Origin of the sequence: Nonomuraea sp. NPDC050478, assembly GCF_044458265.1 — a bacterium.
GTDB classification, from domain to species: domain Bacteria; phylum Actinomycetota; class Actinomycetes; order Streptosporangiales; family Streptosporangiaceae; genus Nonomuraea; species Nonomuraea ferruginea.
This window is the reverse complement of the sequence record NZ_JBITHT010000003.1, coordinates 869331-893752: the sequence shown is the minus strand read 5'-3', so window position 1 is coordinate 893752 and position 24422 is coordinate 869331. Positions and strand designations below refer to the sequence as shown.

General features: G+C 72.9%; 19 protein-coding genes. 7 read left to right on the top strand and 12 right to left on the bottom strand.

All coding sequences use genetic code 11. The features are described from left to right. Positions 1–16: 16 nt before the first annotated feature. On the top strand, positions 17–799 hold the full coding sequence (locus tag ACIBF7_RS18440; RefSeq protein ID WP_148030261.1) for a tyrosine-protein phosphatase: 783 nt from the start codon (positions 17–19) through the stop codon (positions 797–799). On the opposite strand, the gene ACIBF7_RS18435 is transcribed toward ACIBF7_RS18440, so the two are convergent. Together ACIBF7_RS18435 and ACIBF7_RS18430 are read right to left on the bottom strand one after the other, a co-directional pair. Then, on the bottom strand, positions 796–1836 hold the full coding sequence (locus tag ACIBF7_RS18435; protein ID WP_397197653.1) for a Gfo/Idh/MocA family oxidoreductase: 1041 nt from the start codon (positions 1834–1836) through the stop codon (positions 796–798). The two genes, ACIBF7_RS18440 and ACIBF7_RS18435, sit on opposite strands and share 4 nt — an antisense overlap. Positions 1837–1858: 22 nt before the next feature. Beyond that, entirely contained in the window at positions 1859–2758 is a 900-nt protein-coding gene (locus ACIBF7_RS18430) for a proteasome assembly chaperone family protein (RefSeq protein ID WP_148030263.1), read from the bottom strand. A 273-nt stretch (positions 2759–3031) separates the two neighbouring features. On the opposite strand from ACIBF7_RS18430, the gene ACIBF7_RS18425 reads away from it, so the two are divergent. Continuing rightward, entirely contained in the window at positions 3032–4033 is a 1002-nt protein-coding gene (locus tag ACIBF7_RS18425; protein WP_397197652.1) for a hypothetical protein, read from the top strand. Between the two features lie 48 nt (positions 4034–4081). Here ACIBF7_RS18425 and ACIBF7_RS18420 read toward each other — a convergent pair whose 3' ends face one another. The 7 genes from ACIBF7_RS18420 to ACIBF7_RS18390 form a co-directional block, all read right to left on the bottom strand. Further along, on the bottom strand, positions 4082–6208 hold the full coding sequence (locus ACIBF7_RS18420; RefSeq protein ID WP_397197651.1) for an ATP-binding protein: 2127 nt from the start codon (positions 6206–6208) through the stop codon (positions 4082–4084). Positions 6209–6422: 214 nt separating this feature from the next. Next, positions 6423–7565 carry an FAD-dependent monooxygenase gene (locus tag ACIBF7_RS18415; protein ID WP_397197650.1) on the bottom strand — a complete coding sequence of 381 codons (1143 nt, stop codon included), beginning with the start codon at positions 7563–7565 and terminating at the stop codon, positions 6423–6425. Positions 7566–7622: 57 nt separating this feature from the next. Continuing rightward, complete coding sequence (locus tag ACIBF7_RS18410) at positions 7623–10844, bottom strand: BTAD domain-containing putative transcriptional regulator (RefSeq protein WP_397197649.1); 3222 nt, start codon at positions 10842–10844, stop codon at positions 7623–7625. 13 nt (positions 10845–10857) lie between these two features. Beyond that, positions 10858–11703: an ABC transporter permease gene (locus ACIBF7_RS18405; protein ID WP_378525130.1), complete on the bottom strand. Its 846-nt coding sequence runs from the start codon at positions 11701–11703 to the stop codon at positions 10858–10860. Beyond that, entirely contained in the window at positions 11700–14258 is a 2559-nt protein-coding gene (locus tag ACIBF7_RS18400; RefSeq protein WP_397197648.1) for a CocE/NonD family hydrolase, read from the bottom strand. The genes ACIBF7_RS18405 and ACIBF7_RS18400 overlap by 4 nt, the downstream gene beginning before the upstream one ends. Positions 14259–14322: 64 nt before the next feature. Continuing rightward, positions 14323–14883: a TetR/AcrR family transcriptional regulator gene (locus ACIBF7_RS18395; protein ID WP_364230071.1), complete on the bottom strand. Its 561-nt coding sequence runs from the start codon at positions 14881–14883 to the stop codon at positions 14323–14325. 50 nt (positions 14884–14933) lie between these two features. Further along, a complete protein-coding gene (locus ACIBF7_RS18390; RefSeq protein WP_378525132.1) occupies positions 14934–16253 on the bottom strand; it encodes a sensor histidine kinase in 1320 nt (439 codons plus the stop codon). A 181-nt stretch (positions 16254–16434) separates the two neighbouring features. On the opposite strand from ACIBF7_RS18390, the gene ACIBF7_RS18385 reads away from it, so the two are divergent. The 3 genes from ACIBF7_RS18385 to ACIBF7_RS18375 are packed head-to-tail and all read left to right on the top strand — an operon-like array spanning position 16435 to position 20101. Further along, complete coding sequence (locus tag ACIBF7_RS18385) at positions 16435–17601, top strand: acyl-CoA dehydrogenase family protein (protein WP_397197647.1); 1167 nt, start codon at positions 16435–16437, stop codon at positions 17599–17601. Further along, positions 17598–18614 carry an acyl-CoA dehydrogenase family protein gene (locus ACIBF7_RS18380; protein WP_397197646.1) on the top strand — a complete coding sequence of 339 codons (1017 nt, stop codon included), beginning with the start codon at positions 17598–17600 and terminating at the stop codon, positions 18612–18614. Before ACIBF7_RS18385 ends, ACIBF7_RS18380 begins: the two co-directional genes overlap by 4 nt. Then, a complete protein-coding gene (locus ACIBF7_RS18375; protein ID WP_397197644.1) occupies positions 18614–20101 on the top strand; it encodes an AMP-binding protein in 1488 nt (495 codons plus the stop codon). Before ACIBF7_RS18380 ends, ACIBF7_RS18375 begins: the two co-directional genes overlap by 1 nt. On the opposite strand, the gene ACIBF7_RS18370 is transcribed toward ACIBF7_RS18375, so the two are convergent. Further along, on the bottom strand, positions 20073–21191 hold the full coding sequence (locus tag ACIBF7_RS18370; RefSeq protein ID WP_397197643.1) for a C45 family autoproteolytic acyltransferase/hydolase: 1119 nt from the start codon (positions 21189–21191) through the stop codon (positions 20073–20075). The two genes, ACIBF7_RS18375 and ACIBF7_RS18370, sit on opposite strands and share 29 nt — an antisense overlap. Before the next feature lie 35 nt (positions 21192–21226). Continuing rightward, positions 21227–22189 (bottom strand): YafY family protein, encoded by a 963-nt coding sequence (locus ACIBF7_RS18365; RefSeq protein ID WP_364230061.1) that lies wholly within the window; start codon positions 22187–22189, stop codon positions 21227–21229. Between the two features lie 252 nt (positions 22190–22441). On the opposite strand from ACIBF7_RS18365, the gene ACIBF7_RS18360 reads away from it, so the two are divergent. After that, positions 22442–23440: an RNA-guided endonuclease InsQ/TnpB family protein gene (locus ACIBF7_RS18360; RefSeq protein ID WP_397197642.1), complete on the top strand. Its 999-nt coding sequence runs from the start codon at positions 22442–22444 to the stop codon at positions 23438–23440. After that, positions 23389–23628 carry a zinc ribbon domain-containing protein gene (locus ACIBF7_RS18355; protein ID WP_397197641.1) on the top strand — a complete coding sequence of 80 codons (240 nt, stop codon included), beginning with the start codon at positions 23389–23391 and terminating at the stop codon, positions 23626–23628. The genes ACIBF7_RS18360 and ACIBF7_RS18355 overlap by 52 nt, the downstream gene beginning before the upstream one ends. A gap of 60 nt (positions 23629–23688) precedes the next feature. On the opposite strand, the gene ACIBF7_RS18350 is transcribed toward ACIBF7_RS18355, so the two are convergent. Beyond that, positions 23689–24420, bottom strand: coding sequence for a GNAT family N-acetyltransferase (locus ACIBF7_RS18350; protein WP_397197640.1), 732 nt, complete (start codon positions 24418–24420; stop codon positions 23689–23691). Positions 24421–24422 lie beyond the last annotated feature (2 nt).

Here is a 24422-nt window from a genome sequence, read left to right as displayed (position 1 = left end):
CGGCGGGGTGAACGTGATGAGCAGATGGATCGATCTCGACGGCGCCGTCAACGTCCGTGACCTGGGCGGGATTCCGACGCGTGACGGCGGCGTCACACAGTTCGGCCGCATCCTGCGGTCGGACAACCTCCAGGGACTGACCCCCGCCGACGTCTCCCGGCTGGTCGGCGAACTCAAGCTGCGGCACGTGGTCGACCTGCGCTCGACCCCCGAAGTGACGCTGGAGGGCCCGGGGCCGCTGGCCGAGGTGCCCGAGGTGACCCATCACCACCTGACGCTCTTCCCCGAGGGCGGGCGGCGCACCGACGTCGAGGCCGACACCATCGAGGCCGACCGGGTGCTGCCCTGGCACGAGCGCCAGGGCGACGTGGAGCTGCGCGTCACCGGCTTCTACTACGGCTACCTGCGCGACCGGCCCGACGCGGTGGTGCGGGCGCTGCGCACGATGGCGCGCGACGACGGCGCGGCCGTGGTGCACTGCGCCGCGGGCAAGGACCGCACCGGCGTGCTGTGCGCGCTCGCGCTGGAGGTGGCCGGCGCCACCCGCGAGGCCATCGTGGCCGACTACGCGGCCACGGGGGAGCGGCTGGAGCTGATCCTGCGCCGCCTGCGCGGCAGCTCCACCTACCGCGACGACCTCGACTCGCGCCCGGCCGACGACCACATGCCGCGCCCGCGCTACATCGAGCAGTTCCTGAGCGTGCTGGACGAGAGGTTCGGCGGGCCGCTCGGCTGGCTGGCGCGGCAGGGCTGGACCGACGACGACAGCCAGGCGATGTACGACCGCCTGCGCGGCTAGCCCACCCGCACCACGGTCCGCTCGCCGGCCGACCGGCGGGCCGCCTCGATCACGGCCAGCGCCTCCACGGCGCTCTCGGGAGTCACCGGAGGCGGCCCGCCGGTGCGCAGCGCGGACTCCATCTCGCGGTAGAAGTCGAGGTAGGCGCCCGGTTCGGTGGGCACCTCGCGCAGGTCGTCGCCGGCTCCCGCCACGCCCCAGCGGTCCGCGTCCTCCTCGCCGAACCCCGCCGCGGCCGGCGACCGTCCTTCGCGCAGCCGTTCCTCCTGCACGTCGAGCCCGTACTTCAGGTAGGCGCCCAACGAGCCGAGCACGCGGAAGCGCGGCCCCAGGCTCGGGGTCACCGCGCTGACCCACAGGTGGGAGCGCGCCCCGCCCGCGTGCGTCAGCGCGACGAACGTGTCGTCGTCGGCCGCCACCCCGGCGCGCCGCACGTCGCTCTCGCAGTAGACGTGGGTGACCGGGCCGAGCAGCTGGAGCGCCTGGTCGACCAGGTGGCTGCCCAGGTCGTAGAGGAGCCCGGCGGCGTCGCCGGGGCCGCCGGTCTCGCGCCAGCCGCCCTTGGGCGCCGGCCGCCAGCGCTCGAAGCGCGACTCCAGCCGCCGCACCTCGCCCAGCGCGCCCCCCGCGACCAGCCGGCGTACGGTGCGGAAGTCGCCGTCCCAGCGCCGGTTCTGGAAGACGGTCAGCATCAGGCCCTTCGCGGCGGCCAGCCGGGTGACGGCGCGGGCCTCCTCCGCGGTGCGCGCGAACGGCTTGTCGACCACCACCGCCCTGCCATGTTCGAGGGCCTCGGCCGCCAGGCTCGCGTGCGTCCGGTTGGGCGAGGCGACCACCACCAGGTCGCACCGGCCCCACAGCGCCGCGGCCTCGGAGACGGGCTCGGCGCCGTAGCGGGCGGACACCTCGTCGCGACGGGCCGGATCGCGCGTCACCACGGCCGTCAGCCGCAGCCCGGGCGTGGCCTCGATCAGCGGCGCGTGGAAGACCGCCCCCGCCGTGCCGTAACCGATCAGCCCGACCCGGATCTCGTCCATCGCCCCAGGCTACCCGGGGTGATCAATCGTCGTCGCGCTCCGCCAGGAACCGCTCGAACTGCGCCGCCAGCTCGTCGCCGGTCGGCATCGGGATGGACTCGGCGATCAGGTTCTCGCGCTCCTCGCCGGCCGCGAACGCGTCGTACTGCTGCTCCAGCCCGCTGATCGCGCTGGACAGCTCCGCCGAGGAGCTGATCTGCTCCTCGATCTCCACGGTCGTGCGCTCCGCGGCCTCGCGCAGCGCGTCGAGCGGGAACATCAGCCCCGTGTTCCTGGTGACCGCCTCCAGCGCGGCGACCGCGGCCGTCGGGTACTCGGCCTGCGACAGGTAGTGGGGCACGTGCACGGCGAAGCCGATCGCGTCCCGCCCCTCCGCGCCGAGCCGGAACTCCATCAGGGCCGCCACGCTGCCCGGCACCTGCACCCGGCCGAACGTGCTCGGCTTGCCGCTCATCAGCTCCGGCCGGCTGGCGTGCATGGTGAGACCCAGCGGGCGGGTGTGCGGCACGGCCATCGGGATGCCGTGCATGGTCACCATCTTGCTCACCCCGAACCGGCCGGCGAGCGTGCCGACGGCCCGGATGAACAGCTCCCACGCGCGGTCCGGCTCGGGGCCGGTCATCAGCAGGAAGGGGGTGCCCGTCGCGTCCTTCACGCTGTAGACGACCAGCTCCGGCGTCTCGACCTCCACCCACCTGTCGGTGTCGAACACCATGATCGGCCGCCTGGACCGGTAGTCGAGCAGCCGGTCCACGTCGAACGTCGCGACGACCCGGTGCTCCAGCTCGTCCAGCACGTGGCGCAGCGCGAGCCGTCCGGCGGCCCCGGCGTCGACGAAGCCGTCGAAGTGATACAGCAACACCGGATCGGTCAGCTCGGGGAGGTCCTCGGCGAGCCTGTATAGATCCGTCGGGTCGAACACGTTGGACAGCCTTTCCCTAGGTACTCACATCCAGAACCCACGGCGAGCCGGAACGATTCCGTGCAGGGCACCCTATCGAGACACAACGGGATACAGGGACGGGGACCCGGAGCCCGAAGAGTCCGCCACCAGGCTGTTCGACCCCGCCAGTTCCGGTGGCATGGAGGGCCTGAGCAACGGAGGGGGCGAATGGTTCACAGTATGAAATAACCTGCAAATGCATGATGGTAGCCGAGTGTGGCCTTTCGGACACTCTCTCGTCATGCTGGGTGGGTGGCTACTTCTGCGCACTCCTTTGGTAGGCGACCACTCCGCATCCCTCCGCTCCCGTGCCCCTTCCCCAACGAGATCAACGAGCACGCGGCCGAGGTCGACGCCGAGAGCCATCTGTGGCTGGCCGCCTCGTCCATGCTCGACGGAACCGGCGCGATCGAGCACTTCCGCCGCTCCAAAATCGGCATGCTCGCGGCGCGGACGAACCCGCCCGTGCCCCGCGAGAGCCTCAGACTGATCAACGATTGGTACAACTGGCTGTTCGCCTTCGACGACGCGTTCTGCGAAGGGGAGCTGATGGGCCACCGGCCCTCCGCCTTGGCCCGCGCCCTGCCGCCCCTGTTCGACGTCCTCGACAGACGCAGGGAACCGGCCCCCGGCGACCCCTTCGGCGTCACCCTGCGCGAGCTGCTCGACCGCATCGCCGAGCTGGGCACCCCCGCCCAGGTCGACCGGTGGCGGACGACCGTGAAGGAGTATCTCTTCGCCCAGATCTGGGAGGCCGCCAACCGCGAGGCCGACCTCATCCCCACCCCCGAGGACTACGTCCTCATGCGGCGCATCACCGGCGCCACGTTCACCTGCTTCGCCCTCATCGACGTCGGCGGCGGCTACCGCCTCGAAGCCGAGGAGTGGCACCACCCCGACGTGCGCGCCCTGTCCGACCTCGCCTGCGACCTCATCGGCTGGGACAACGACCTGCTCTCGTACGCCAAGGAACGCGGCAACGACAAGGCCCGGCACAACCTGGTCACCGTGCTGGCCACCCACCGGGCGCTGACCCTCCAGGAGGCGCTGCACGAGGTCTCCAGGATGCACAACGCCGCCATCGACGCCTTCGTCGAGCGGCGCGCCCGCCTCGAAACCTGGGCGCCGCTGCCGGTCCGCAAGTACGTCCTGGGCCTCGAACACTGGGTACGCGGCCACATCGAGTTCTCGCTGGGCAGCGCGCGCTACGTGCACGCCTGGCCGACCGGCACCCGCTGGCCGCAGGCCGTCTGATCCGGTCCCCCTCACGCCGTGCCGGTCCCGGGCACGGCGTTCACCGTCTCAGCCGGTGGAGTCCTCCGGGGCGTCCAGGTCGCCGAGCGCGAGCGCGGACGCCTCGTCGAGGTCCAGCCTGCCGCCCTCCTCGAACGCCGCCCAGTAGGCCTTCTCACCCAGCGACTTCTGGCACTCCTTGACGCACTGGTCGTGGTCGGTGGTGAGGAACGGGGCGCCCAGCATGGGCAGCCCGGCCGTCTTCCAGTTCTGATGGAGCGCGCCGAGCAGCACCGCGGCCACCCGGTCCTGGTCGCGCGCCACGCAGATGCGCGCCGTGGTCTCCAGCGCCAGGAGGGTGCCGAGCGTGTCGTGGAAGTGGCGCTTGACCCGCAGCCCCTCGCGGGCGCTGTGCAGCGCCTCGTCGGGACGGCCGGTGGCCAGCTTGGTCAGCGACATCGCCCACTGCGCGTACGAGCCGACCCACAGCTCGCCCCGCTCACGGCACACCTGCAGGCAGTCCTGCAGCAGCGACTCGGCCTCGTAGACCTCGCCCTGGGCCGACAGCACCAGCGACAGCTCGACGATGGCGGGCAGCAGGCCCGGGTTCAGCTCCTTGTTGTCGGTGTTGAACTCGATCGCCACGCCCAGCAGCGCGCTCGCCTTCTGCAGGTCGCCCTGGAGCAGCGCGGCCGTGCCCTGCATCTTGGAGGCCAGGATCACCGCCCGCGAGTCGCCCACCCGGACCGCCTCGGTGCTGCACGCCTCGGCCGCCTCCAGCGCGCCCACGCTGTCGCCCTGGGCGCTGCGCACGTACGACAGCACCCACAGCGCCTTGCAGCGCTCCTTGCTCACGCCGGGGTTGGCCTCCAGCGCCCGTTCCAGGTAGAGCCGTCCCTCACGGACGAAGCCGCAGCACACCCACATGAACCAGAGCGACGACAGCAGGGTCAGCGCCATGAGCGTCTCGCCGGGGGTGCGCAGCGCGTGCTCCAGCGCGAGCCGTACGTTGTCGTGCTCCTGCCGCATCCGGATGAACCAGTAGATCTGCCGCGGCCCCGACCAGGCGTCCTCGCTGCGGGTGGCCAGCGACAGGTAGTACTGCAGATGCTTGTGGCGCATGACCTGGGTCTGGCCGAGCTTGTCCAGCCACTCCTCGCCGTACTCCGCCAACGTGTCGATCAGCTTGTAGCGGACCCCGGCGTGGTTGCTGCGGATGAGCAGGATCGACTTCTCCACCAGCCCGGTCACCAGGTCGGTGATGTCCTCCGACGGCAGCCGCTCGTCGGAGCACACGAACCGGGCCGCGTCGAGCTCGAAGTCGCCGGCGAACACCGACAGCCGCGCCCACAGCAGCCGCTCGGCGGGCTCGCACAGCTCGTGGCTCCACCCGATGGCCGCCCGCAGCGTCTGGTGACGCGGCAGGGCCGTGCGGCTGGCCCCGGCCAGCAGGCTGAACCGGTCGGCCAGCAGGCCCAGGATCTGCTCCACCGACAGCGCGCGCAGCCGCACCGCGGCCAGCTCGATCGCGAGCGGGATGCCGTCGAGCCGGCGGCACAGCTCGGCCACCGCGTTGATGTTGTCCTCGTCGAGCACGAAGTCGGGCTGGACGGCCACCGCCCGGGCCGTGAACAGCTGCACCGACTCGTTGGTGAAGAGGTTCTCCATCGGGTCGTCGTCGGGCACCTGCAGCGGCGGCACCGGCACCACCTGCTCGTAGGGCAGGTGGAGCGACTGGCGGCTGGTGGCCAGCACCTTCAGGTTGGGCGCCGCCTCCAGCAGCTCGTGCACCAGCTCGGCGCACCCCTCCACGAGGTGCTCGCAGGTGTCGATGATGAGCAGCATGTCGCGGTCGCCGACCCACTCCGAGAGCGTCTCGGACTCGGCGCGCGAGGACTGGTCGGCGATGCCGAGCGCGGAGGCGATCGTGTGGCGGACCATGCCCGCGTCCTGCAGCCGGGCCAGGTCGGCGAACCACACGCCGTCGGGGTAAAGACTGCGGACCTGGTGCGCCAGCCGCAGCACGGTGCGGGACTTGCCGACTCCGCCGATGCCCGTGACGGTGACCAGTCGCGACTCACCGAGGTGTCGCTTGAGGTTGGCGAGGAGGCGGGTCCGCCCCACGAAGCTCGTCAGCTCCGCCGGTAGATTGCCGTCTCGCCGCCATCCTGTCGGGGTGGCCATCAACGACCTCACGGGGGATAGGCGACAACCTGCCCTCGCATCGTACCGCCGCTCCCGCGGGGTGTCCCGGCACCGGATTCCGGCCCGGGAGGGGGTTTGTAGCACCGAGTAGCATGATTGCCGTGCAGGATTTTCTCCCGGAGCAGACCTCCGACGACACCGACCTCGGCTGGGGCGACTGGCGCGACGACGACCCCGACGCCTTCTACCTCGACAACCGCCCCCCTCACTGGGGATAGTCCCGGAGCTCGCCGCGGGTGGCGAAGGCGTCGGTCAGCTTCAGCATGCCGCGCAGCAGCAGCCGCCGCTTGAAGACCTGGTTGCGCAGCGCGATGCGCGCCCGCGTCGGCGGGGCCAGGAACGGCCCCGCGTTGCCCTTCATGGCGGCCTTCGCGTAGGGGCGCATCACCTCCTCGTACTCCGCGAACGCGGCCCGGTGGTCCCCGCCCGCCGCGGCCAGCTCGCCCGCCAGCGTGTACGCGCCCAGCACGGCCAGCCCGGAGCCGAAGCCGCCCAGCGTGTTGCCGTAGGCGGCGTCGCCCAGCAGCACCACCCGGCCGCGCGCGTAACGGCCGAGTTCCGTCCGGCTGATCGCGTCCACGTACACGTCGTCCACGGCGGCGATCTCCCGCAGCACCTCCGGGATCCGCCAGCCACCGCCCCGGTACGCGTCCGCCAGGACGCGCCGCTGCTCGTCCACGTCGAACCTGTCGTAGGCGAGCGGCCCTGAGGCGAAGACGAAGAACGACGCCGCCTCCGGCCCGCCCAGCGACACCATCCGGCCGGGCTCGTTGTACATCTCGCCGGCGCCGTCCACGTCCAGCCGGGCCAGGGCGTAGTAGTAGCCCAGGTGCCGCACGTACCGCTCCTCGGGGCCGAACGCCAGCCCCCGCACGGTCGAGTGGATGCCGTCCGCGCCCACCACGAGGTCGAACACACCCGGCGCGCCCCGCTCGAACGCGACCCGGACCCCGTCCGCCGCCTCCTCCAGCGCGGCGATCGAGTCGCCGAACACGTAGGCGCAGTCGCCGGCGGTCCGCTCGTGGAGCAGCGCCGCCAGGTCGCCGCGCAGGATCTCCACCTCACCGCCGGTGAACTCGGCCGGCATGACCGCCAGCCGCCTGCCCGCGCCGTCCACGATGACCTGGTCACTCCCGCCGGTCTGGCGGCGCCGCACCTCCTCCAGCACGCCCATCCGCGCCAGGACCTCCAGCTGCGCGGCGCCCTTGAAGTCCACGGCCTGCCCGCCGGGCCGCGATCCCGGCGCCTTCTCCACGACGGTGACCTCGCACCCGTACCGGCTCAGCCAGTACGCGACCGCGGGCCCGGCGATGCCGGCGCCGGAGACGAGAATCTTGAGTTTCCGCATGTGTCCGAGGCTGCCGCCCGCCGCTGACAACCCGCCCCCGGTCCGCTGACAGCGTCGTCAGCGTCTCGCGGGCGCTCCGCCCTCCAGCAGCGCGAGCGCCTCCTGCCTGCTCATCGCCTTCCCTCGCGCGTACGCCTCGGCGAAGGCCTCCGCCCCGGACAGCGCCCGCCCTCCGGCGGCGGTACGCGCGGCGTGCCGATCACCCGTCACCGGCGCCCCCCGCAGCGCGACCGCCGCCCCCAGCAACACCCCCACCAGCCACCCGGCGTCCACCTCACCGGCGCCGGGCTCCGCAGGCGTCGCGACCGGCTCCCCGGCGTCCACCTCACCGGCGCCGGACTCTCCGGCGGTGCGCGTGTCCGATGGGCGGGTCCTCGTCCCGGCGAGGACGGCGGCGGCCCGGGCCTCGGCGGCGTCGGCCAGGACCGTGCCGAGCGGGACATCGCGCGCGACGGCGAGGATCTCGCCGGAGACGGCTTCCGCGCCGAGGGCCCCGGCGTCGCCCGCCTCGGCCAGGCGGGCGAGCCCGAGCAGCACCCGCACGAGGGCGTGCCGGGCCCCGAACACCGCGCCGTCCGACGCCGCGAGCGCCGCCTCCAGGAGGCGGCGGGCCTCCCGCAGGTCCCCTTCGAGCAGCGCGACCTCCGCCAGCCCCGCCGACACCGGCACCGGCACCTCGCGCCCCGCCCGCCGGGCCGCCTCCTCGGCCCGCCGGTAGCCCGCCAGGGCCTGAGCCGGATCTCCTTCGCGCAGGAAGGCCTCGGCGCGGTGGGCCAGCACATCCGCGGTCTCTTCCAGGGCGCCCAGCTCGTCCAGCAGCTCCAGCGCCTCCCGCCACAGCTCACGCGCCCGCGCCCACTCGCCGCGCCGCCCGGCGATGGTGGCCAGGGCGTCGAGCGCCTGCGCGGTCCCCCACCGCTCGCCGACCTGCCGGAACAGCGCCAGTACCGCCTCCAGTTCCCGCTCCGCCGCCCGGGGCTCCCCGTCCAGCCACCGGACCAGCGCCCAGCCGAGCCGGCCCAGCGCCATGCTCCACGGATCGGACCCCAGCACCCGATCGTCGGCCGGCCGCACGCCCGAGGCGAACGGGCCGGCCGTCATCCCCCACAGCGCCGCGGTGAACGGGTTGCGCAACGGCCGCCGGAACCCCCGCATGTACGCTTCGGCCCGCGCCCAGTGCTCCCGGCCGGCGACGGGCGCGGCGTGCACCACGCACAGCACGTACTCCTCCTCCAGCCCTTCGACCGGGCCGTCCAGCAGCGCGGCGGCCGGCGACGCGGCCTGGCTCTGCCGCCCGCTCAGCCACCAGTACGTCGCCAGCGCCGACACCAGCCGCAAGGCCAGCGGCCTGTCGTGCCGGACGGCCCAGGTGAGCGCCGCCATCAGGTTGCCGTGGTCGGCCGACAGGAGGCGTAGCCGGCCGATCTGCTCCCCGCGCCGCAGCCACGGGTCGGCCTCCCGCGCCATGCCCTCGAACCAGCCGGCGTGCCGCTCCCGCACCCGTTCCCGCTCGCCCGCCCGGTCGAGCCGCCCGGCGCAGAACTCGCGGATGGTCTCCAGCATCCGGTAGCGGTCTCCGTCGAACAGCACCAGCGACTTGTCCACCAGCCCTTCGAGCGCGTCCGCGGCGTCCGGTCCGCACACGCCCAGGACCGCCTCCAGCGCGGCGCCCCCGGTGAACACCGAGAACCGCGCGGCCACCGCCCGCTCGTCCGGCGTGAGCAGGGACCAGCTCCACTCCACGGCGGCCCGCAGCGTCCGGTGCCGCCCGACGGCGCCCCGCTCGCCCCGGTCCAGCGCCAGGAACCGGCCGTCCTCCGCCAGCCGCCGCGCCACCTCCCGCACCCCGAAGGCGCGCAGCCGGGCCGCTGCCAGCTCGATCGCCAGCGGTATCCCGTCCAGCGCCGCGCAGACGCGCACGACGTCGGCCACGTTGCCCTCGTCCACGGCGAACCCGCTCCGCACGGCCGCCGCCCGCTCCGCGAACAGCCTGACCGCCGGGTACCGCAGCGCGTCCCGTACGGGCGAGTCCTCCCTGGGCGGCAGGCCGAGCGGCGCCAGGTCCAGCCGGGCCTCGCCGGTGATCCCCAGCGCCTCACGGCCGGTGGCGAGGATCCTCAGGTCCGGGCACTCGTCGAGCAGCGCGCGCACCAGCTCGGCGGCGGCTTCGACCACGTGCTCGCAGTTGTCCAGGACGAGCAGCGCCGGCCTCCCCGCCAGCGCCGCCACCAGCCGCCGCACCGGATCCCCGCCGCCCGGCGCGCGCAACCCGCCCTCCCGCGCCCCGAGCGCCCACAGGACCACCCGCGCCACCTCACCCACCGAAGGCGTGCTCCCTGCGGAGGGGAAGGCCGGGAGGGTGGAGAGGTCCGCGAAGAAGGCGGGCAGGGGGTCACGGGAGGCGGCTTCGACGGCGAGACGGGTCTTGCCGGTGCCGCCGGACCCGACGACCGTCACCAGGCGGGAGCCGCGCAGGGCGGCCAGCCGGTGGAGCTCCCGTTCCCGCCCCACGAAGCTCGTCAGCCGCGCGGGCAGCCCGCCCCCGGCGGGCGGGGCGGACTCCGGGCCGCGCAGTACGGCGAGGTGGGCGGCGGCCAGCTCGCCGGACGGGTCCACGCCCAGCTCGTCGGCCAGCAGCCGCCGCCCCTCCTCGAACGCCCCGAGCGCCTCCGCCTGCCGCCCCTGCGCCGCCAGGGCCCGTACGAGGAGAGCGCGCAGGCGTTCCCGGAGCGGGTGGGCGGCCACCAGCCGCCGCAGCTCGCCCACGGAGGGGCCGCCGGGCAGGCCCAGTTCGGCCTCCGCGAGGTCCTCGGCGGCGGACACCCGCAGGTCCTCCAGCCGCGTCGCGGCGGCCACCGCCGACGGCAGGTCCGCCAGCGGCGGCTCCCGCCACAGCGCCAGCCCCTCACGGAGGAGGGAGGCCGCCAGCGGCGGATCCCCCGCCTCCGCCGCCCGCCGTCCCTGGCGGACCAGCCGCTCGAAGCGGTGCACGTCCACGTCGTCAGGGTCGACGTCGAGCCGGTAGCCGGCGCCGGTGAACCCGATGAGCCCCGGCTCCAGCACCCGCCGCAGCCGCGACACCTGGGCCTGCACCGCGTTGGCCGCCCCCGCCGGCGGGTCCGCGCCGTACTGCCCGTCGATCAGGTCCCGTACCGCGACCGGACGGCCGGCCCCCAGCAGCAGCATCACCAGCAGCGCACGCGGCCGCCGCCCCGGCACGGAGACCGGCTCGCCCGCCGCCCGGCGTACCTCCAACGGCCCGAGCACCCTGAACCGCATGGGCCGACCCTACTCAGCTGACGACGTCCTTCACCCGGAAGCGGCGGAAGGCGACCGCGATGAGGATCGCCGCGTACGTGATCGACACCGAGGCGCCCTTGGCCATGCCGCTCCAGTCGAGTTCGGGGGCCAGGGCGTCGATCCAGGCGTTGTTCCAGAACGTCGGCAAGAACTCGCGTAGCACCCCCAGCGCCTCCACCGCCTGCAGGATGGTGCAGACGATCCAGAGCCCCACCGCGCCGCCCACCGCGCCCAGCGGCGAGTCGGTGACGGTGGAGATGAGGAACGCCAGCGCCGCCACGACGAGCTGGCTGACCAGCGCGTAACCGATCACGATGCCGAAGCGGGGCAGCACGTCGAGCGCCGGGATGGTCTCGCCGGTGCCGGGCACCTGGATGTCGTCCCAGCCGAAGGCCAGCGTGCCCGCCAGCAGGGCCATCAGCGGCAGGCAGATCACCGCGGCGGCCGAGTAGCCGAGCGCCACGACGAGCTTCTGCCGCAGCAGCCGGTCGCGCGGCACCGGCGCGGCGAGCAGGTAACGCAGCGAGGACCAGCTCGCCTCGCTGGCCACGGTGTCGCCGCAGAACAGCGCGACCGCCACCACCAGCAGGAAGCTCGCCGAGGCCGACAGCGCGAACGCGGCGAAGTTGAGCCCGCTCTCCGTCGCCAGGTCGGAGATCCGCAGCCCCTGGCCGTTGCCGGGGCCCTGCGGCCCGAACTGGAAGGCGATGACCAGGATCCACGGCAGCGCCAGCAGCAGCCCGAACGCGACGATCGTGCGCCGCCGCTTGAACTGCCGGACGATCTCGACCCGCAGCGGCAGCGTACGCCGCGGCGCGTAGCCGGGTGCGGCCGTCATGCCTTGTCTCCGATCAGGTCGAGGAACACGTCTTCCAGGCGCGGACCGTGCCCGTTGGTCGCGGTGGCCGTGCTGAGCAGCACCGACACCGGCCCGGTGGTGACGAGCTTGCCGCGGTGCATCACCACCACGTGGCTGCAGGTCTGCTCCACCTCGGCCAGCAGGTGGCTGGAGACGATCACCGTGCGGCCGTCGCGCGCGTAGCGCTTGAGCACCTCGCGCATCTCCCTGATCTGGGGCGGGTCGAGGCCGTTCGTGGGCTCGTCCAGCACGAGCAGGTCGGGCAGGCCGAGCATGGCCTGGGCGATGGCCAGGCGCTGGCGCATGCCCTGGGAGTAGGTGCGCACCGCGCGCTCCAGCGCCTTGCCCAGCCCGGCGATCTCCAGGGCCTCGTCGAAGCGGGCGTCGGCGGCCGGACGGCCGGTCGCGGCCCAGTAGAGCTCCAGGTTGTCGCGCCCGGACAGGTGGGGCAAAAAGCCCGGCCCCTCGACGAACGAGCCGAGCCTGGACAGCACCGGCGCGCCCGGGGTGACGGGCTCGCCGAAGATACGGACCCCGCCGCCGTCGGGGCGGATGAGGCCCATCATCATGCGCATCGTGGTGGTCTTGCCGGCGCCGTTGGGGCCGAGCAGGCCCAGCACCTGGCCCTCCTCGACGCGGAACGACAGGCCGTCGACGGCGAGCTCGCCGTTGCGGTAGGCCTTGGTGAGCCCGCTGATCTCCAGCGGCGGCGCGTCGTCCGCCGCCGGGACGCGCTCGGCCGCGGGCGGCCCGGCGGCGCGGCGGGCGCCGGTGCGGCCGGTGGCGAGCACGACCGCGGCGACGGCGATCGCCGCCAGCGGCATCGCCCACACCCACCAGGCGATCCCGGACGGCGGTGCGGCCAGCGAGGACACGGTCGGCACCGACAGGGCGGGCGCGGCCAGCCCGATCCGGTAGGAGGCGGGCTCGGCCGGAGTGGCGTAGGCCATGTCGGTCGTGGACACCACCAGCCGCAGCCGGTGGCCGGTCTCGAAGCGGTGGTCGACCGCCGGCAGGGTGACGGTGGCCTCCGCGCTGCCGGCGCCCTCGGGGATCGTCACCCGGAACGGCGCGACCAGCCCCGCGGGCAGCGCCGGCGGCTGGAACGAGTCCGGCACGTCGAAGAGCTTGGCGAACAGCGTCACCTCGCCGCTGCCGTGGACCCTCACCTTGACCGAAGGGCTGCCGGTGAGCTGGAGCGGCGCGGTGAGTGCGGCCGACTCGAAGGCGGCGCTCTGGCCGGGCATGTCGATCGACAGACCGGTGGTGCCCTGGCCTCCGTCGCCGAGCAGGCCGCTCACGCCGGGCACGGTGGAGACGGCGGCGGGGGAGCCGCCCGGCGGGTTGGCGACGTGCTGCTCCGGCCCGCTCAGCGTGACGGCGGTGACGTCGGTGCCGCCGAGTCCGGGGTAGGCGTCGGCCTCGGGGTGCAGGCGGATGCGCTGGCGGGTGCCGGGGTCACGGCCGCCGTCGCGGGTGATGGTGAAGGCGCTCACCGCGGCGGTGTCGTCGCCCTTCAGGTAGCGGCCGAACCAGGCCAGCGTCCGCTCACGCAGCCAGTCGGCCTCGCCGTTGCCGCCGTCATGGCCGCCGTCGTACCAGGCCAGGGAGACGGGCGTGCCGGCAGCGGCGATGGCCCTGGCGTTCGCGTCGGCGTGGCCGAGCGGGAACAGCGAGTCGCGCTGGCCCTGGATGAGCAGCGTCGGCGCCTTGACGCGGCCCGCCACGTGGACCGGGCTGGAGGCTCTGAGCAGCTCGACGGCCTCCGGGGTGGCCTTGCCGGTCTCGGCGACGTCCTGGTAGATCTCGCAGATCGAGGGCAGGAAGCGGCCGCACCGCGCCTGCTCGGCGGTCATCGGCTGCGGCCGGCGGGTGAGCGCCTCCAGCCCCTCGGCGGCGCCGCTCTGGACCGCGCCGCCCTGGCCGAAGAAGATGCCGGCCCACATGCGCTTGAACACGCCGTTGGCGGGCCCGCCGCCCGCGGCGTCGGGGAAGAGCGCGTCGCCCAGGTCGGACCAGGTGATCTGGGGGACGATCGCGTCCACGCGGGGATCGTGGGCCGCGGTCAGCAGCGCGATGGCGCCGCCGTAGGAGGCGCCGGTGATGCCCACGCGCGGGTCGCCCGCCGCGTCGAGCAGCACCTCGGGACGCCCGGCTAGCCAGTCGATGAGCTGCTTGACGTCCTTGACCTCGTAGTCCGGCGAGTTCAGCGCGATCTCGCCGGTCGAGCCGCCGAAGCCGCGCGCCGACCAGGTCAGCACCGCGTAGCCCTGCCGGGCCAGCTCCGTCGCCTCCGCGCGGACGCTCCGCTTGCTGCCGCCGAAGCCGTGCGCGAGCAGCACGGCGGGCGCCCTGCCGCCTCCCGGCGGCGGGAAGAAGGTGACGTCGAGCTCGACCCGCTGGTCGTCGGACGGCCCGTCCACGACGGTGATGCGCTGGGCCTGTCCGCGCACCTCGGGCACGGACGGCCACACCAGCCACACCGTCACCCCGAGCAGAGCGAGCACCGCGACCAGCGCGGCCGTACGTTTCATGCGGGGAGCCTACTTTCCCGACCTGAGAAAACTCTGAGACGGCCCGCACACCGCCCGGAGCCCCTCACAGGTCGTCGGCGGACAGGCCCAGCTCCCTGGCGGCGGCGGTCTTGACCAGCTCGGTGACGCGGCGCCGGGGCAGCACGCGCCCGTGCACGTTCATCTGTATGGCCAGGCCGTCGCCGAGCGCGAAGATCCTCCAGGTGGCGCCCTCCGGGTCGGGACAGGTGAAGTCCCCGGCGGCGACCCCCGCCTCGATGATGCTCTGCATCACCTGCCTGCTCTGCACGTCCAGCCTGCGGGAGGTGCGCTGCAGGTCCTTGTTGCGCATCGACTCCGCCCAGGCGTCGATCCACAGCCGCCACCCCTCGGGGGAGGCGGTGGGGGAGGAGAGCCTGAGCAGCGCCCGCAGCCGGTCGAGCGGCGGCTTCGGGGAGCGCTCGACGGCGGCGAGCGACTCCATATGGCGTCGTGCGGCGTACGCGAAAGCCTCGGCGAACAGCCGGTCCTTGGTCTCGAAGTGGTAGAAGAGCAGCGCCTGGCTGACGCCGGCTGCTCTGGCGATGTCGATGGTCCTGGTGTGCCCGAACCCCTGCGCGGCGATCACCTCGCAGGACGCCTTCAACAAGTCATCACGCCGTAACCGGCCAAAACCTGGAGTCACAGGCCGTAACTCTAATCACCCCGCAGAGGCAATCGTAGGACGAAGCGGGCACCGCGGTCGGACTCTTCGATCGTGAGCCTTCCGCCGTGCTCGTGGGCGATCTCGCGGGCGATGGGCAGGCCGAGCCCGGTGCCGCCGGCGTCGCGGTTGCGGGAGGCGTCCAGGCGGGCGAACCGCTCGAAGACGACCTCGCGGTCCTCCGGCGCGATGCCGGCGCCGTCGTCGAGCACCTCCAGCGTGGCCTCGCCGTCCTTCCGGACGGTGATGATGATCGTGGACTCGGCGTGCCGCTCGGCGTTGTCGACCAGGTTGGTGATCAGGCGGCTGAGCCTCAGCCGGTCGCCGGTCACCAGCACGCCCGGCTGCAGGGTGGTGACCACCCGCTTGCCGCGCCGCCTGGCCGCCTCGGCCCGGGCCACCTCGGACAGGTCCAGCGTCTCCCGCTCGCCCGGCGCGCCCGCGTCCAGCTTGGCCAGCATGAGCAGGTCGGTCACGATTGCCTGCAGCCGGTCCAGGCTGTCGAGCAGTTCGCGGCCGGTCCTCGGCCAGTCGATCTCCTCGGGATACAGCAGCGCCTCCTCCACCCGGGTGCGCATCGCGGTGATCGGGCTGCGCAGGTCGTGGGAGGCGTCGGAGGCGAACCTGCGCTGCCGCTCGGCCGCGGACTCCAGCCGCTCCAGCGTGTGGTTCGCGGTGATGGCCAGCGCCCGGATCTCGTCGTCGTGGCGGGGCACCGGCACCCGCATGCCGACGTCGGTGGCGGTGATCGTGGCGAGGCGGGCGCGGATGCGGTCCACCGGCTTCAGCGTCTTGGTGACCACCCGCCACGCGCCGATCGCGGTCAGCACCACCGGCGCCAGGAAGATCGCCGTCAGGGCCAGCGGCACCCGCGGCGCGACGTACCAGGGAACGATCTTCTCGGTCGTGTAGACCAGCCAGTCGGGGCCCGACGGCCCGGCGAAGCGGTAGGCGACGACCCAGTTGCACTGGTCGGGGTAGAGGGGCAGGTCACACTGTTCCACGGTGGTGCTGACGCTGCCGTCCGGCGGCACCAGCGTGCTCATCCGCGGCTTCCCGGCGATGTCGGAGTTGGAGAGGACCACCCTGCCCGTCTCGTCGATCACCTGGATGTCGATCCGATGGTCGGACGCGATCCGCTTCGGGATCTCCTCGTGCTGGATCAGCTCGACCACCACCATGGCCCTGCGCTCCAGCGCGTCGCGCTGGTGGTCGGCGGACGTCTGGTAGAGCGCATACTGCAGGTAGCCGCCCGCCGCGAGGCACAGCACGGCCATGTACGCGGTGGCGATCAGCGTCAGCCGCCCCCGCATGGACCCTATGAACCGTGTGACCACCTGCTCCCCTCCGTGGTCATGTCATCACATAGAGTCACCTTAATTCCAATTGGCGGAGATTCGGCGACAAATGGTGCAAATCTCCACCAGATCATTGCTCTGTACGGTCCGCGAAGGCGTGGCTAGAGTAAGTGAGCACTGATGCGAGGGAGTCGATGTGAACCCAGCGGACTACCAGCGCGCCGCCAGGGACTGGCTGGAGCGGAACGTCCCGTCGGAAGGGCGCGCGGACGGTGATCCGATCGCCCAGGCCAAGGACTTCATGGCCCGGTTCTACGACGCCGGATACTCCGGCATCACCTGGCCGGAGCGGTGGGGAGGCCAGGGCCTGACCCAGGAGGAGGAGCGCGCGTTCGCCGCCGCGGCCCGCGACTTCACCCTGCCCATCTACGTGTTCTCCATCGGCCTGGGCATGACCGGCCCGACGCTGGTCGACCGGGGGACCGACGCCCAGCGCGAGCGGTTCGTCCGGCCGCTGCTGCGCGGCGAGGAGATCTGGTGCCAGCTCTTCTCCGAGCCCGGGGCCGGCAGTGACGTGGCCAGCCTGCAGACCAGGGCCGAGCGCGACGGCGACGACTGGATCGTCAACGGCCAGAAGGTGTGGACGTCGGTCGCCCAGCACGCCGACTGGGGGCTGCTGCTCGCCCGGACGAACGTGGACGTGCCCAAGCACAAGGGCCTGACCATGTTCGTGGTCGACATGCACCATCCCGGCGTCACCGTCAGGCCGCTGAAGGACATGAGCGGCCGGTCCAACTTCAACGAGATCTTCTTCGACGACGTGCACATCCCCGATGAGCACCGGGTCGGCGACGTCGACGACGGCTGGAGCGTCGCCGTCACGACACTGCTGCACGAGCGGCTGTCGATCTCCGCCGGGGTCGGCATGGGCGGCCAGAAGGACAACCCCGCCTCGCTGGAGGCGCTGCGCCGCACGCTCGACACGAGCGACCCGCTGGTCCGCGACGAGCTCGTCGAGCTGCACATCCGCTCGCGCGCCCTGGCCCTGTTCAACCAGAGGCTGGCCCAGGAGACCGAGGCGGGGGTGTTCCCCGGCGCCCGCGGCAGCGCCGCCAAGCTGCTGCTGGCCGAGCTGACCCTCTACCAGGCCGACCTCGCCACGCGGCTGGCCGGGCCCGGGTCGGTCGTCGGCGGCCACCCGCTCGGCACCGTGCTCGCCACCGCGCCGGGGCTGGCGCTCGGCGGCGGCACCAACGAGATCATGCGCAACATCGTCGGCGACCGGGTGCTCAACCTGCCGCCCGAACCCCGGGTGGACAAGACCGTGCCGTTCAAGGACCTGAAGGTGGGGACGCAGGCGTGAAACTCGTACCCAGCCAGGAGCAGCGCGAGCTGCGCGCCGCCGTCCGCGACTTCCTCGCCGCCGCCTCGCCGCCGGCCAAGTCCCGCCAGGGCCACGACCCGGAGGTGTACGCGCGGCTCAACGGCGAGCTCGGCCTGTCGGGGCTGATCGTCCCCGAGGAGTACGGGGGAGCGGGCGCGGGCTTCGCCGAGCTGGCCGTCGCGCTGGAGGAGACCGGGGCGGTGCTGCTCCCCGGCCCCTTCCTGGCCACCGTGTTCGCCGCGGTCGCGCTGACCCGGGCGCCCGACAAGGAGCTGCTGTCCGGCATCGCCGAGGGCCGCGTCGCCGCCACCCTCGCCCTGCCGGGAGCGGACGTCACGGCCGACGACACGGGCCGCCTCAGCGGCACGCTCCCGCAGGTGCTGTCCGGCATGGAGGCGGACGTGCTGCTCGTGACCGCCGGATCCGCGCTGCACGCCGTCGACCTCACCGGCGAGGGCGTCACCAGGACCCCGCTGGAAACCCTCGACATCACCCGCGGCCAGGCCCGGGTCGTCCTGGACGGCGCGCCCGCCCGGACGCTCGGCGAGCCCGCCGACGGGATCGCCGACCGGCTCGCCGTGGCGCTCGCCGCCGAGCAGCTGGGCGTGCTGCGGGCCGCGCTCGACGCCATCGTCGGCTACGCCAAGATCCGGGTCGCGTTCGGCCGCTACATCGGCTCTTACCAGGGCGTCAAGCACAAGCTCGCCGACATGCACTGCAAGCTGGAGCAGGCCGAGTCGATCGTCCGCTACGCCGCCTGGGCCGCCGACGAGGCCCCGGACGAGCTGCCGGGCGCCGCCGCGCTCGCGCAGGCGTACGTGGGCCGCGCCTGCTTCGAGGTGGCCCGCGACAGCCTGCTGCTGCACGGCGGCATCGGCTACACCTGGGAACACGACGCCCACCTCTACTTCAAGCGGGCCAAGACCGACGAGGTGCTGCTCGGCCCGCCCCGCATCCACCGTGCCAGGATCGCCGACCTGCTGGAGCTGTGATGGACATCAGCCAGTCGCCCGGCTTCTACGCCATCGCCCAGGCCGACCCCGGCCGGGTCGCCGTCATCGACACCGACGGCTCGCGCACCACGTACGGCGAGCTGCACGCGCTGGTCAACCAGGTGTCCCACGGGCTGCGCGGGCGCGGCCTCGGCAACGGGGACGTGGTGGCCGGCGTGCTGCCCAACGGGCTCGACCAGGTCATCATGCTCATGGCCACCGGCCAGATCGGCCTGTACTACGTGCCGATCAACTGGCACCTCGCCGCGCCCGAGATCGACTACATCGTCAAGGACTCCGAGGCCAAGCTCGTCGTCACCAGCCAGGAGTACGCGGTCCCCGGCGCCGAGATCGGCACCGCGGGGCTCGCGGACGGGCAGCCCGCCACCGCGCCCGGCGACCGCACCGCCGGGGCCGTCATGTGGTACACCTCCGGCACCACCGGCCGCCCCAAGGGGGTGCAGCGGCCGCTGCCCGGCGCCGAGCCCGAGGCGATCGTGCCGATGTACACCTGGTTCCTGGGCGAGGTCGTCGACCTGAAGCCGGGCGACGGGATCCACCTGGTGACCTCGCCCATGTACCACTCCTCGCCGTGCGCCCACACCCAGTTCGCGCTGCACTTCGGCCACACCGTGGTGATCGCGCCCCGGTTCGAGCCGGAGACCGTGCTGGAGCTGATCGAGCGCCACCGGGTGACGAACGCGATGATGGTGCCGACCATGTTCCACCGGATGCTGCAACTGCCCGCCGAGGTCAGGCGGCGCCACGACCTCTCCAGCCTCCAGCAGGTCATCCACACCGCCGCAGCCTGCCCGGTCGCCGTCAAGCAAGGGATCATGGACTGGTGGGGGCCGGTGCTCTACGAGTACTACGGCTCCACCGAGTCCACCATCGCCTTCTCCGTCAAGCCGCACGACTGGCTGGCCAGGCCCGGCACCGTCGGGCGGCCCGCGCCCACCTTCGAAGCCAGGATCCTCGCCGAGGACGGGACCGAGCTGCCCCCGGGAGAGCCCGGCCTCGTCTACGTCAAGTCCAGCCTCGGCAAGTTCGAGTACCGCAAGGACCCGGCCAAGACCGCGGCCAGCATGCGCGGCGAGTGGTACGCCCCCGGCGACATCGGCTACCTGGACGAGGACGGCTTCCTGTTCCTGTGCGACCGGCGCACCGACCTCATCATCTCCGGCGGGGTCAACATCTACCCCGCCGAGATCGAGGCCGCGCTGCTGGAACACCCCTCGGTCGCCGACGTCGCCGTCATCGGGGTGCCCGACGAGGAGTGGGGCCACAAGGTGGTCGCCCTCGTCGAGCCGGCCGAGGGCGTCGCCGCCGGCCCGGAGCTGACCGCGGAGCTGCTCGCCCACTGCGGCCCGCGCATCGCCAGGTTCAAGCACCCGAGGGTGATCGAGTACCGGGAGCGGCTGCCCCGCACCCCGACGGGCAAGCTGTCGCGGTCCAAGGTCAGGCAGGAGTACCTCGACGCGGGCTGAACACCAGCTCCTCGGTGTAGCGCTCCTCACCCAGGTAGAAGGAGGTCGACAGGGTCCGCTCGGCGGTGTCGAAGACGGTGCTCCAGAGCGTGCGGAACGGCCCGAACTCGGGCTGCCGCACCGCCTCCAGGCTGTCACGCAGGTCGCGGCCCGACAGCGTGACGCCCTTGCTGCGCTCGTACAGCGCGCGCAGCCGCCCGTACGTGCCGAGCGTGTTCTCGGTGTCGGCGGGCAGCGCCATCGGGTCCGGATTGCGGTGCAGCAGGTGGTTGGTGACGCACAGCGGCCCGCCGCCGAACTCCACGACGTGCTCCGAGCCGTCCCTGCCGCGCTCCCACACGAACGCCCCGCCGTGCGCGTCGGCCACCAGGTAGTGCAGCGGCGTGCCGTGGTCGTACTGCTTGGCGCAGAGCAGCGCCTGCTTGGCCTGCTCGGCGGTCTCGCAGGTCTCCACCAGGAACCGGGGCAGCTGCACGCTGCTCAGCCCCACCTGGGGGGAGACGTTCTCCGGCGGGGACGCCTGGTCGATGTCGGCGATGAGCAGCGTCACCGCCAGCCCCGCCTCGTTGATCCCGTCCATGCACCCGTCCAGGTCGGACATCGTGATCACGGTGGAGGCCAGGCCGTCGTCCGGGACCGTGGTGATCACGTACGGGCGCGACGCCATCGGCGGCTCGCCCGGCGCCGGATCACCGCCCATGATCTCACTGGTGGTCAGCGTGAAGAAGTCGTAGTTGCGGCCGATCCTGCCGTGCCCGTCCGCCGACGCCGACGGCGGCACCCACAGGGCCGAGCAGGCGGAGCCCGCAGGGACGTACCCGAGCCCGTCGAGGGCCAGCTCGTCCTGGTCCGGGTCCAGGCCGAGCGCCTCGGCCGCGCCGTCCATCCGGGCGTGCTGCTGCGGCCAGTGCCGCTCGAACCAGGCCCGCCTGGCCCGGTTCACGGTGGGGTGCGACGGCTGCGGCCGCCAGCCGAGCCGCAGCGCCTCCTCGGTGAGGCGGCGGCCGATCTCGGTCTGGCCGCCCTCCACGGTCATGTGGCGGACGAGCTGGAAGTCGTCCCTGCTGCCCGCGACTTGGGTGATGTTCATGCCGCCGAGGCTGCCGCCCGCCGCTGACCGGGCCCTTACCGCTCGCTGACCGCCCGCCCGTAACGCTCCGCCAGCCGCCGCACCGCCTCCGCCAGCTCGGGCGGGTCCAGCACCTCGAAGTCCAGGCCCAGGAAGCCGATCCAGACGGCCATGCCGTCGAGGTCGTCGCTGCCCAGCTTGAGGACGCAGGTGTCCGGCCCGGCCGGCTCGATCTCCATCCGGTCGCCGAGACCCAGCTCCCGCACCCGCTCGGCCGGGGCGTGCAGCAGCACGGTGCCGCGGTGACGCCACATGGCCGTGTTCACGCCGCGCTCCACGTACGCGGCCACGTCGCCGTCCTCCGGCAGCTCCCGCGCGGTGAACCGGGGGCCCGACGGGACGCGCGGCCTGAGACGGTCGACCCGGAACGTCCGCCAGTCCTGCCGGGTCACGTCGTAGCCCACCAGATACCAGCGGCCGCGCCGGTGCACCAGCCGGTACGGTTCCACGTCGCGGACGGTCGCCGACCCGTCGTGCCCGGTGTAGTCGAAGCGCAGCCGCTCCCGGTCGCGGGCGGCGTTGGCGATCGTGGTCAGCAGCGCGGGCGGCACCGACGGGGCCTCGCCGGGGATCTGCACCGTGTACGCGTTCAGCGCGCCCACCCGCGCCCGCAGCCGGGACGGCAGCACCTGCTCCAGCTTGGCCAGCGCGCGCACCGACGACTCCTCGATGCCCTCCACGCCGCCCCCGGCGGCCCGGCCGAGCCCGACGGCGACGGCCACCGCCTCCTCGTCGTCCAGCAGCAGCGGCGGCAGCGCCGCCCCAGCGCCCAGGCGGTAGCCGCCGGCCACGCCCGGCGTGGCGTGCACCGGATAACCGAGGCTGCGCAGCCGCTCGACGTCGTTGCGTATCGTCCTGGTGGTGACCCCGAGCCGCGCCGACAGCTCGGGGCCGGTCCACTCCCGGTGCGCCTGGAGCAGAGAGAGCAGCTTGAGCAGGCGGGCGGAGGTCTCCAGCATGCCCGCCAGTCTGCCCCTTATCGCGGAAAGTCCGGTTCCTCGTTCAGCGGTCAGCCGCCGAATATCCGCTGCGCCTGCTGGATCAGCGTGAGCACGGTCACAGGTGGCTGTTCTGTTTACTGGCCGTTGAACTGTCAGTGACGATATGATTACCGAGTCGCTCGTCGAATGTATGCCTCCCCCGGCGCAGCGTGCGGCCTCGGGTGTCAGCGGGACTGCTCGACACATGATGAGCGTCCAAGGCGGGTGAGCGTGCGCGGGTCCTACAAGTTCCCCCTCCGCCCCACCAGCAAGCAGGCCGTCGCGCTCGCGCAGTGTCTGGAGGAGCATCGCCAGTTGTACAACGCGGCGCTGGAACACCGCCGCACCGCCTACGCCAAGGCTGGCGTGAGCATACGATACGGCGATCAGTCGGCCGACCTCAAACACATCCGTGCCGGCGATCCGGACGGTCAGGGCCTGTGGTCGTTCTCCTCCCAGCAGGCCACGCTGCGCCGTCTGGACAAGGCGTTCGCCGCGTTCTTCTCCCGGGTCAAGGCCGGGCGCACGCCGGGCTTCCCCCGGTTCAAGGGGCGCAGCCGGTTCGGCACGGTGGACTGGCCGAAGGACGGCGACGGCTGCCGGTGGGACTCTCAGCCGCAGGACCCGTCCGCCACGTTCGTGCGATTGCAGGGCATCGGCCACGTCCGGGTACACCAGCACCGGCCGGTCCGCGGCCGCGTCAAGACGGTCAGCGTGAAGCGGGAAGGCAGCCGCTGGTACGTCGTGCTGTCGTGCGACGACGTCCCCACCGACCTCTTGCCGCCGACCGGCAGGGCGGTCGGCGTGGACATGGGCGTAGCCTCACTCGTGACGACGAGCGACGGCGCACAGGTGGGCAACCCGCGCTACCTGGTCGCATCCATGGGCAAGCTCGCCGCCGCTCAGCGTGATCTCGCCCGCAAGAAGCGGGGGAGCGAACGCCGCCGTAAAGCGGTCGCCCGTGTGGCCGCCCTCCATGCCAAGGTTCGGCGGCAGCGCCTCGATCACGCGCACAAGGCGGCGCTGGCCCTGGTCCGCGGCTACGACCTGATCGTGCGTGAGGACCTGCGGATCGCGAATATGACCCGCTCGGCGTCCGGCACGATCGAGCGGCCTGGCCGGAACGTCGCTCAAAAGTCGGGCCTGAACAGGTCGATCCTGGACGCGGGCTGGGGGGGGTGTTCTTGCAGATCCTCGCGTACAAGGCTGAAAGCGCCGGTCGAGAGCTGATCGCGGTGACCCCTGCCGGCACCTCCCGCACGTGTGCCCGATGCGGGCACTGCGCGAAGGAAAACCGCGTCACCCAAGCCGAGTTCGTGTGCACGGGGTGCGGGCATACCACGCATGCCGACGTGAACGCGGCGGTCAACATCTTGAGGGCAGGGCTTGCCCTTCGCGACACCGCGCAAGCGGCCTAGCGAGAAGCCGCTCCCTCCCCGGGAACGGAGGAGTCACGTTGATGAACCACTGCAAAGAAATCAATCCCGCTCCACGACATATTCCCCGTGACGGGTGAAACCGGTTACGCGAGCGCCCGCGGCCATGAGCCCGCCCAGCGTCTCGCGGGTCGCCAGCCGCCACTCCCGGGCCGCGCCGGGGTCCTGCCCGCGCAGCGTCTCGATGTCGGGCGGCGTCGCCACCAGCACCGTGCGCCCCTCGGCCGGCTTGACCAGCGGCCGCCCGCCCGCGTCGGCGAGCACGGCGGGGTAGCGGGCCTCCACCGCCGTGCCCGGCGGCCGGTCCAGCCGCCACACGGCCAGCAGCCGGTCGGACTCGTCGCCCTCGTTGATCTCGTCGGCCATCACCCCGTAGAACCGCTCCAGGTACGCCTCCGGCCTGGCCCCCAGCTTGACCAGGTTGAACCAGGCGTTCCTGCGGACCAGCGGGTCGAACGTCCAGGTGATCCGCTCCAGCCCGCGCCGCAGGCACCACTCCCGCTGGTGCAGCTTGAGCGCGGACCCGGCGCCCCGCCCCGGCAGCGCGCCGGTCACGTGCGAGTGCAGGGCCCGGTCAGCCGCCAGGAACCCGACGGACGCGCCCACGAGCCGGCCACCCTCGAAGGCGCCCGCGACGTAGCCGCCCGCGTGCGCGAAGGCGATCATCAGCTCGACCGGGACGGGCGCGTTGCGCGGGTCCGGGTGCCAGATGTCGTCGAAGAGCCGGTACGCCGCGTGGAACTCCTCCAACCGGCGCAGCTCGCGTATCTCCACCT

Coding starts and splice junctions, on each gene's coding strand:
- ACIBF7_RS18370 (WP_397197643.1), bottom strand. CDS start 21,191: ATGAACATCACCCAAGTCGCGGGCAGCAGGGACGACTTCCAGCTCGTC.
- ACIBF7_RS18440 (WP_148030261.1), top strand. CDS start 17: ATGAGCAGATGGATCGATCTCGACGGCGCCGTCAACGTCCGTGACCTG.
- ACIBF7_RS18415 (WP_397197650.1), bottom strand. CDS start 7,565: ATGCGGAAACTCAAGATTCTCGTCTCCGGCGCCGGCATCGCCGGGCCC.
- ACIBF7_RS18410 (WP_397197649.1), bottom strand. CDS start 10,844: ATGCGGTTCAGGGTGCTCGGGCCGTTGGAGGTACGCCGGGCGGCGGGC.
- ACIBF7_RS18435 (WP_397197653.1), bottom strand. CDS start 1,836: ATGGACGAGATCCGGGTCGGGCTGATCGGTTACGGCACGGCGGGGGCG.
- ACIBF7_RS18375 (WP_397197644.1), top strand. CDS start 18,614: ATGGACATCAGCCAGTCGCCCGGCTTCTACGCCATCGCCCAGGCCGAC.
- ACIBF7_RS18405 (WP_378525130.1), bottom strand. CDS start 11,703: ATGACGGCCGCACCCGGCTACGCGCCGCGGCGTACGCTGCCGCTGCGG.
- ACIBF7_RS18390 (WP_378525132.1), bottom strand. CDS start 16,253: ATGCGGGGGCGGCTGACGCTGATCGCCACCGCGTACATGGCCGTGCTG.
- ACIBF7_RS18400 (WP_397197648.1), bottom strand. CDS start 14,258: ATGAAACGTACGGCCGCGCTGGTCGCGGTGCTCGCTCTGCTCGGGGTG.
- ACIBF7_RS18365 (WP_364230061.1), bottom strand. CDS start 22,189: ATGCTGGAGACCTCCGCCCGCCTGCTCAAGCTGCTCTCTCTGCTCCAG.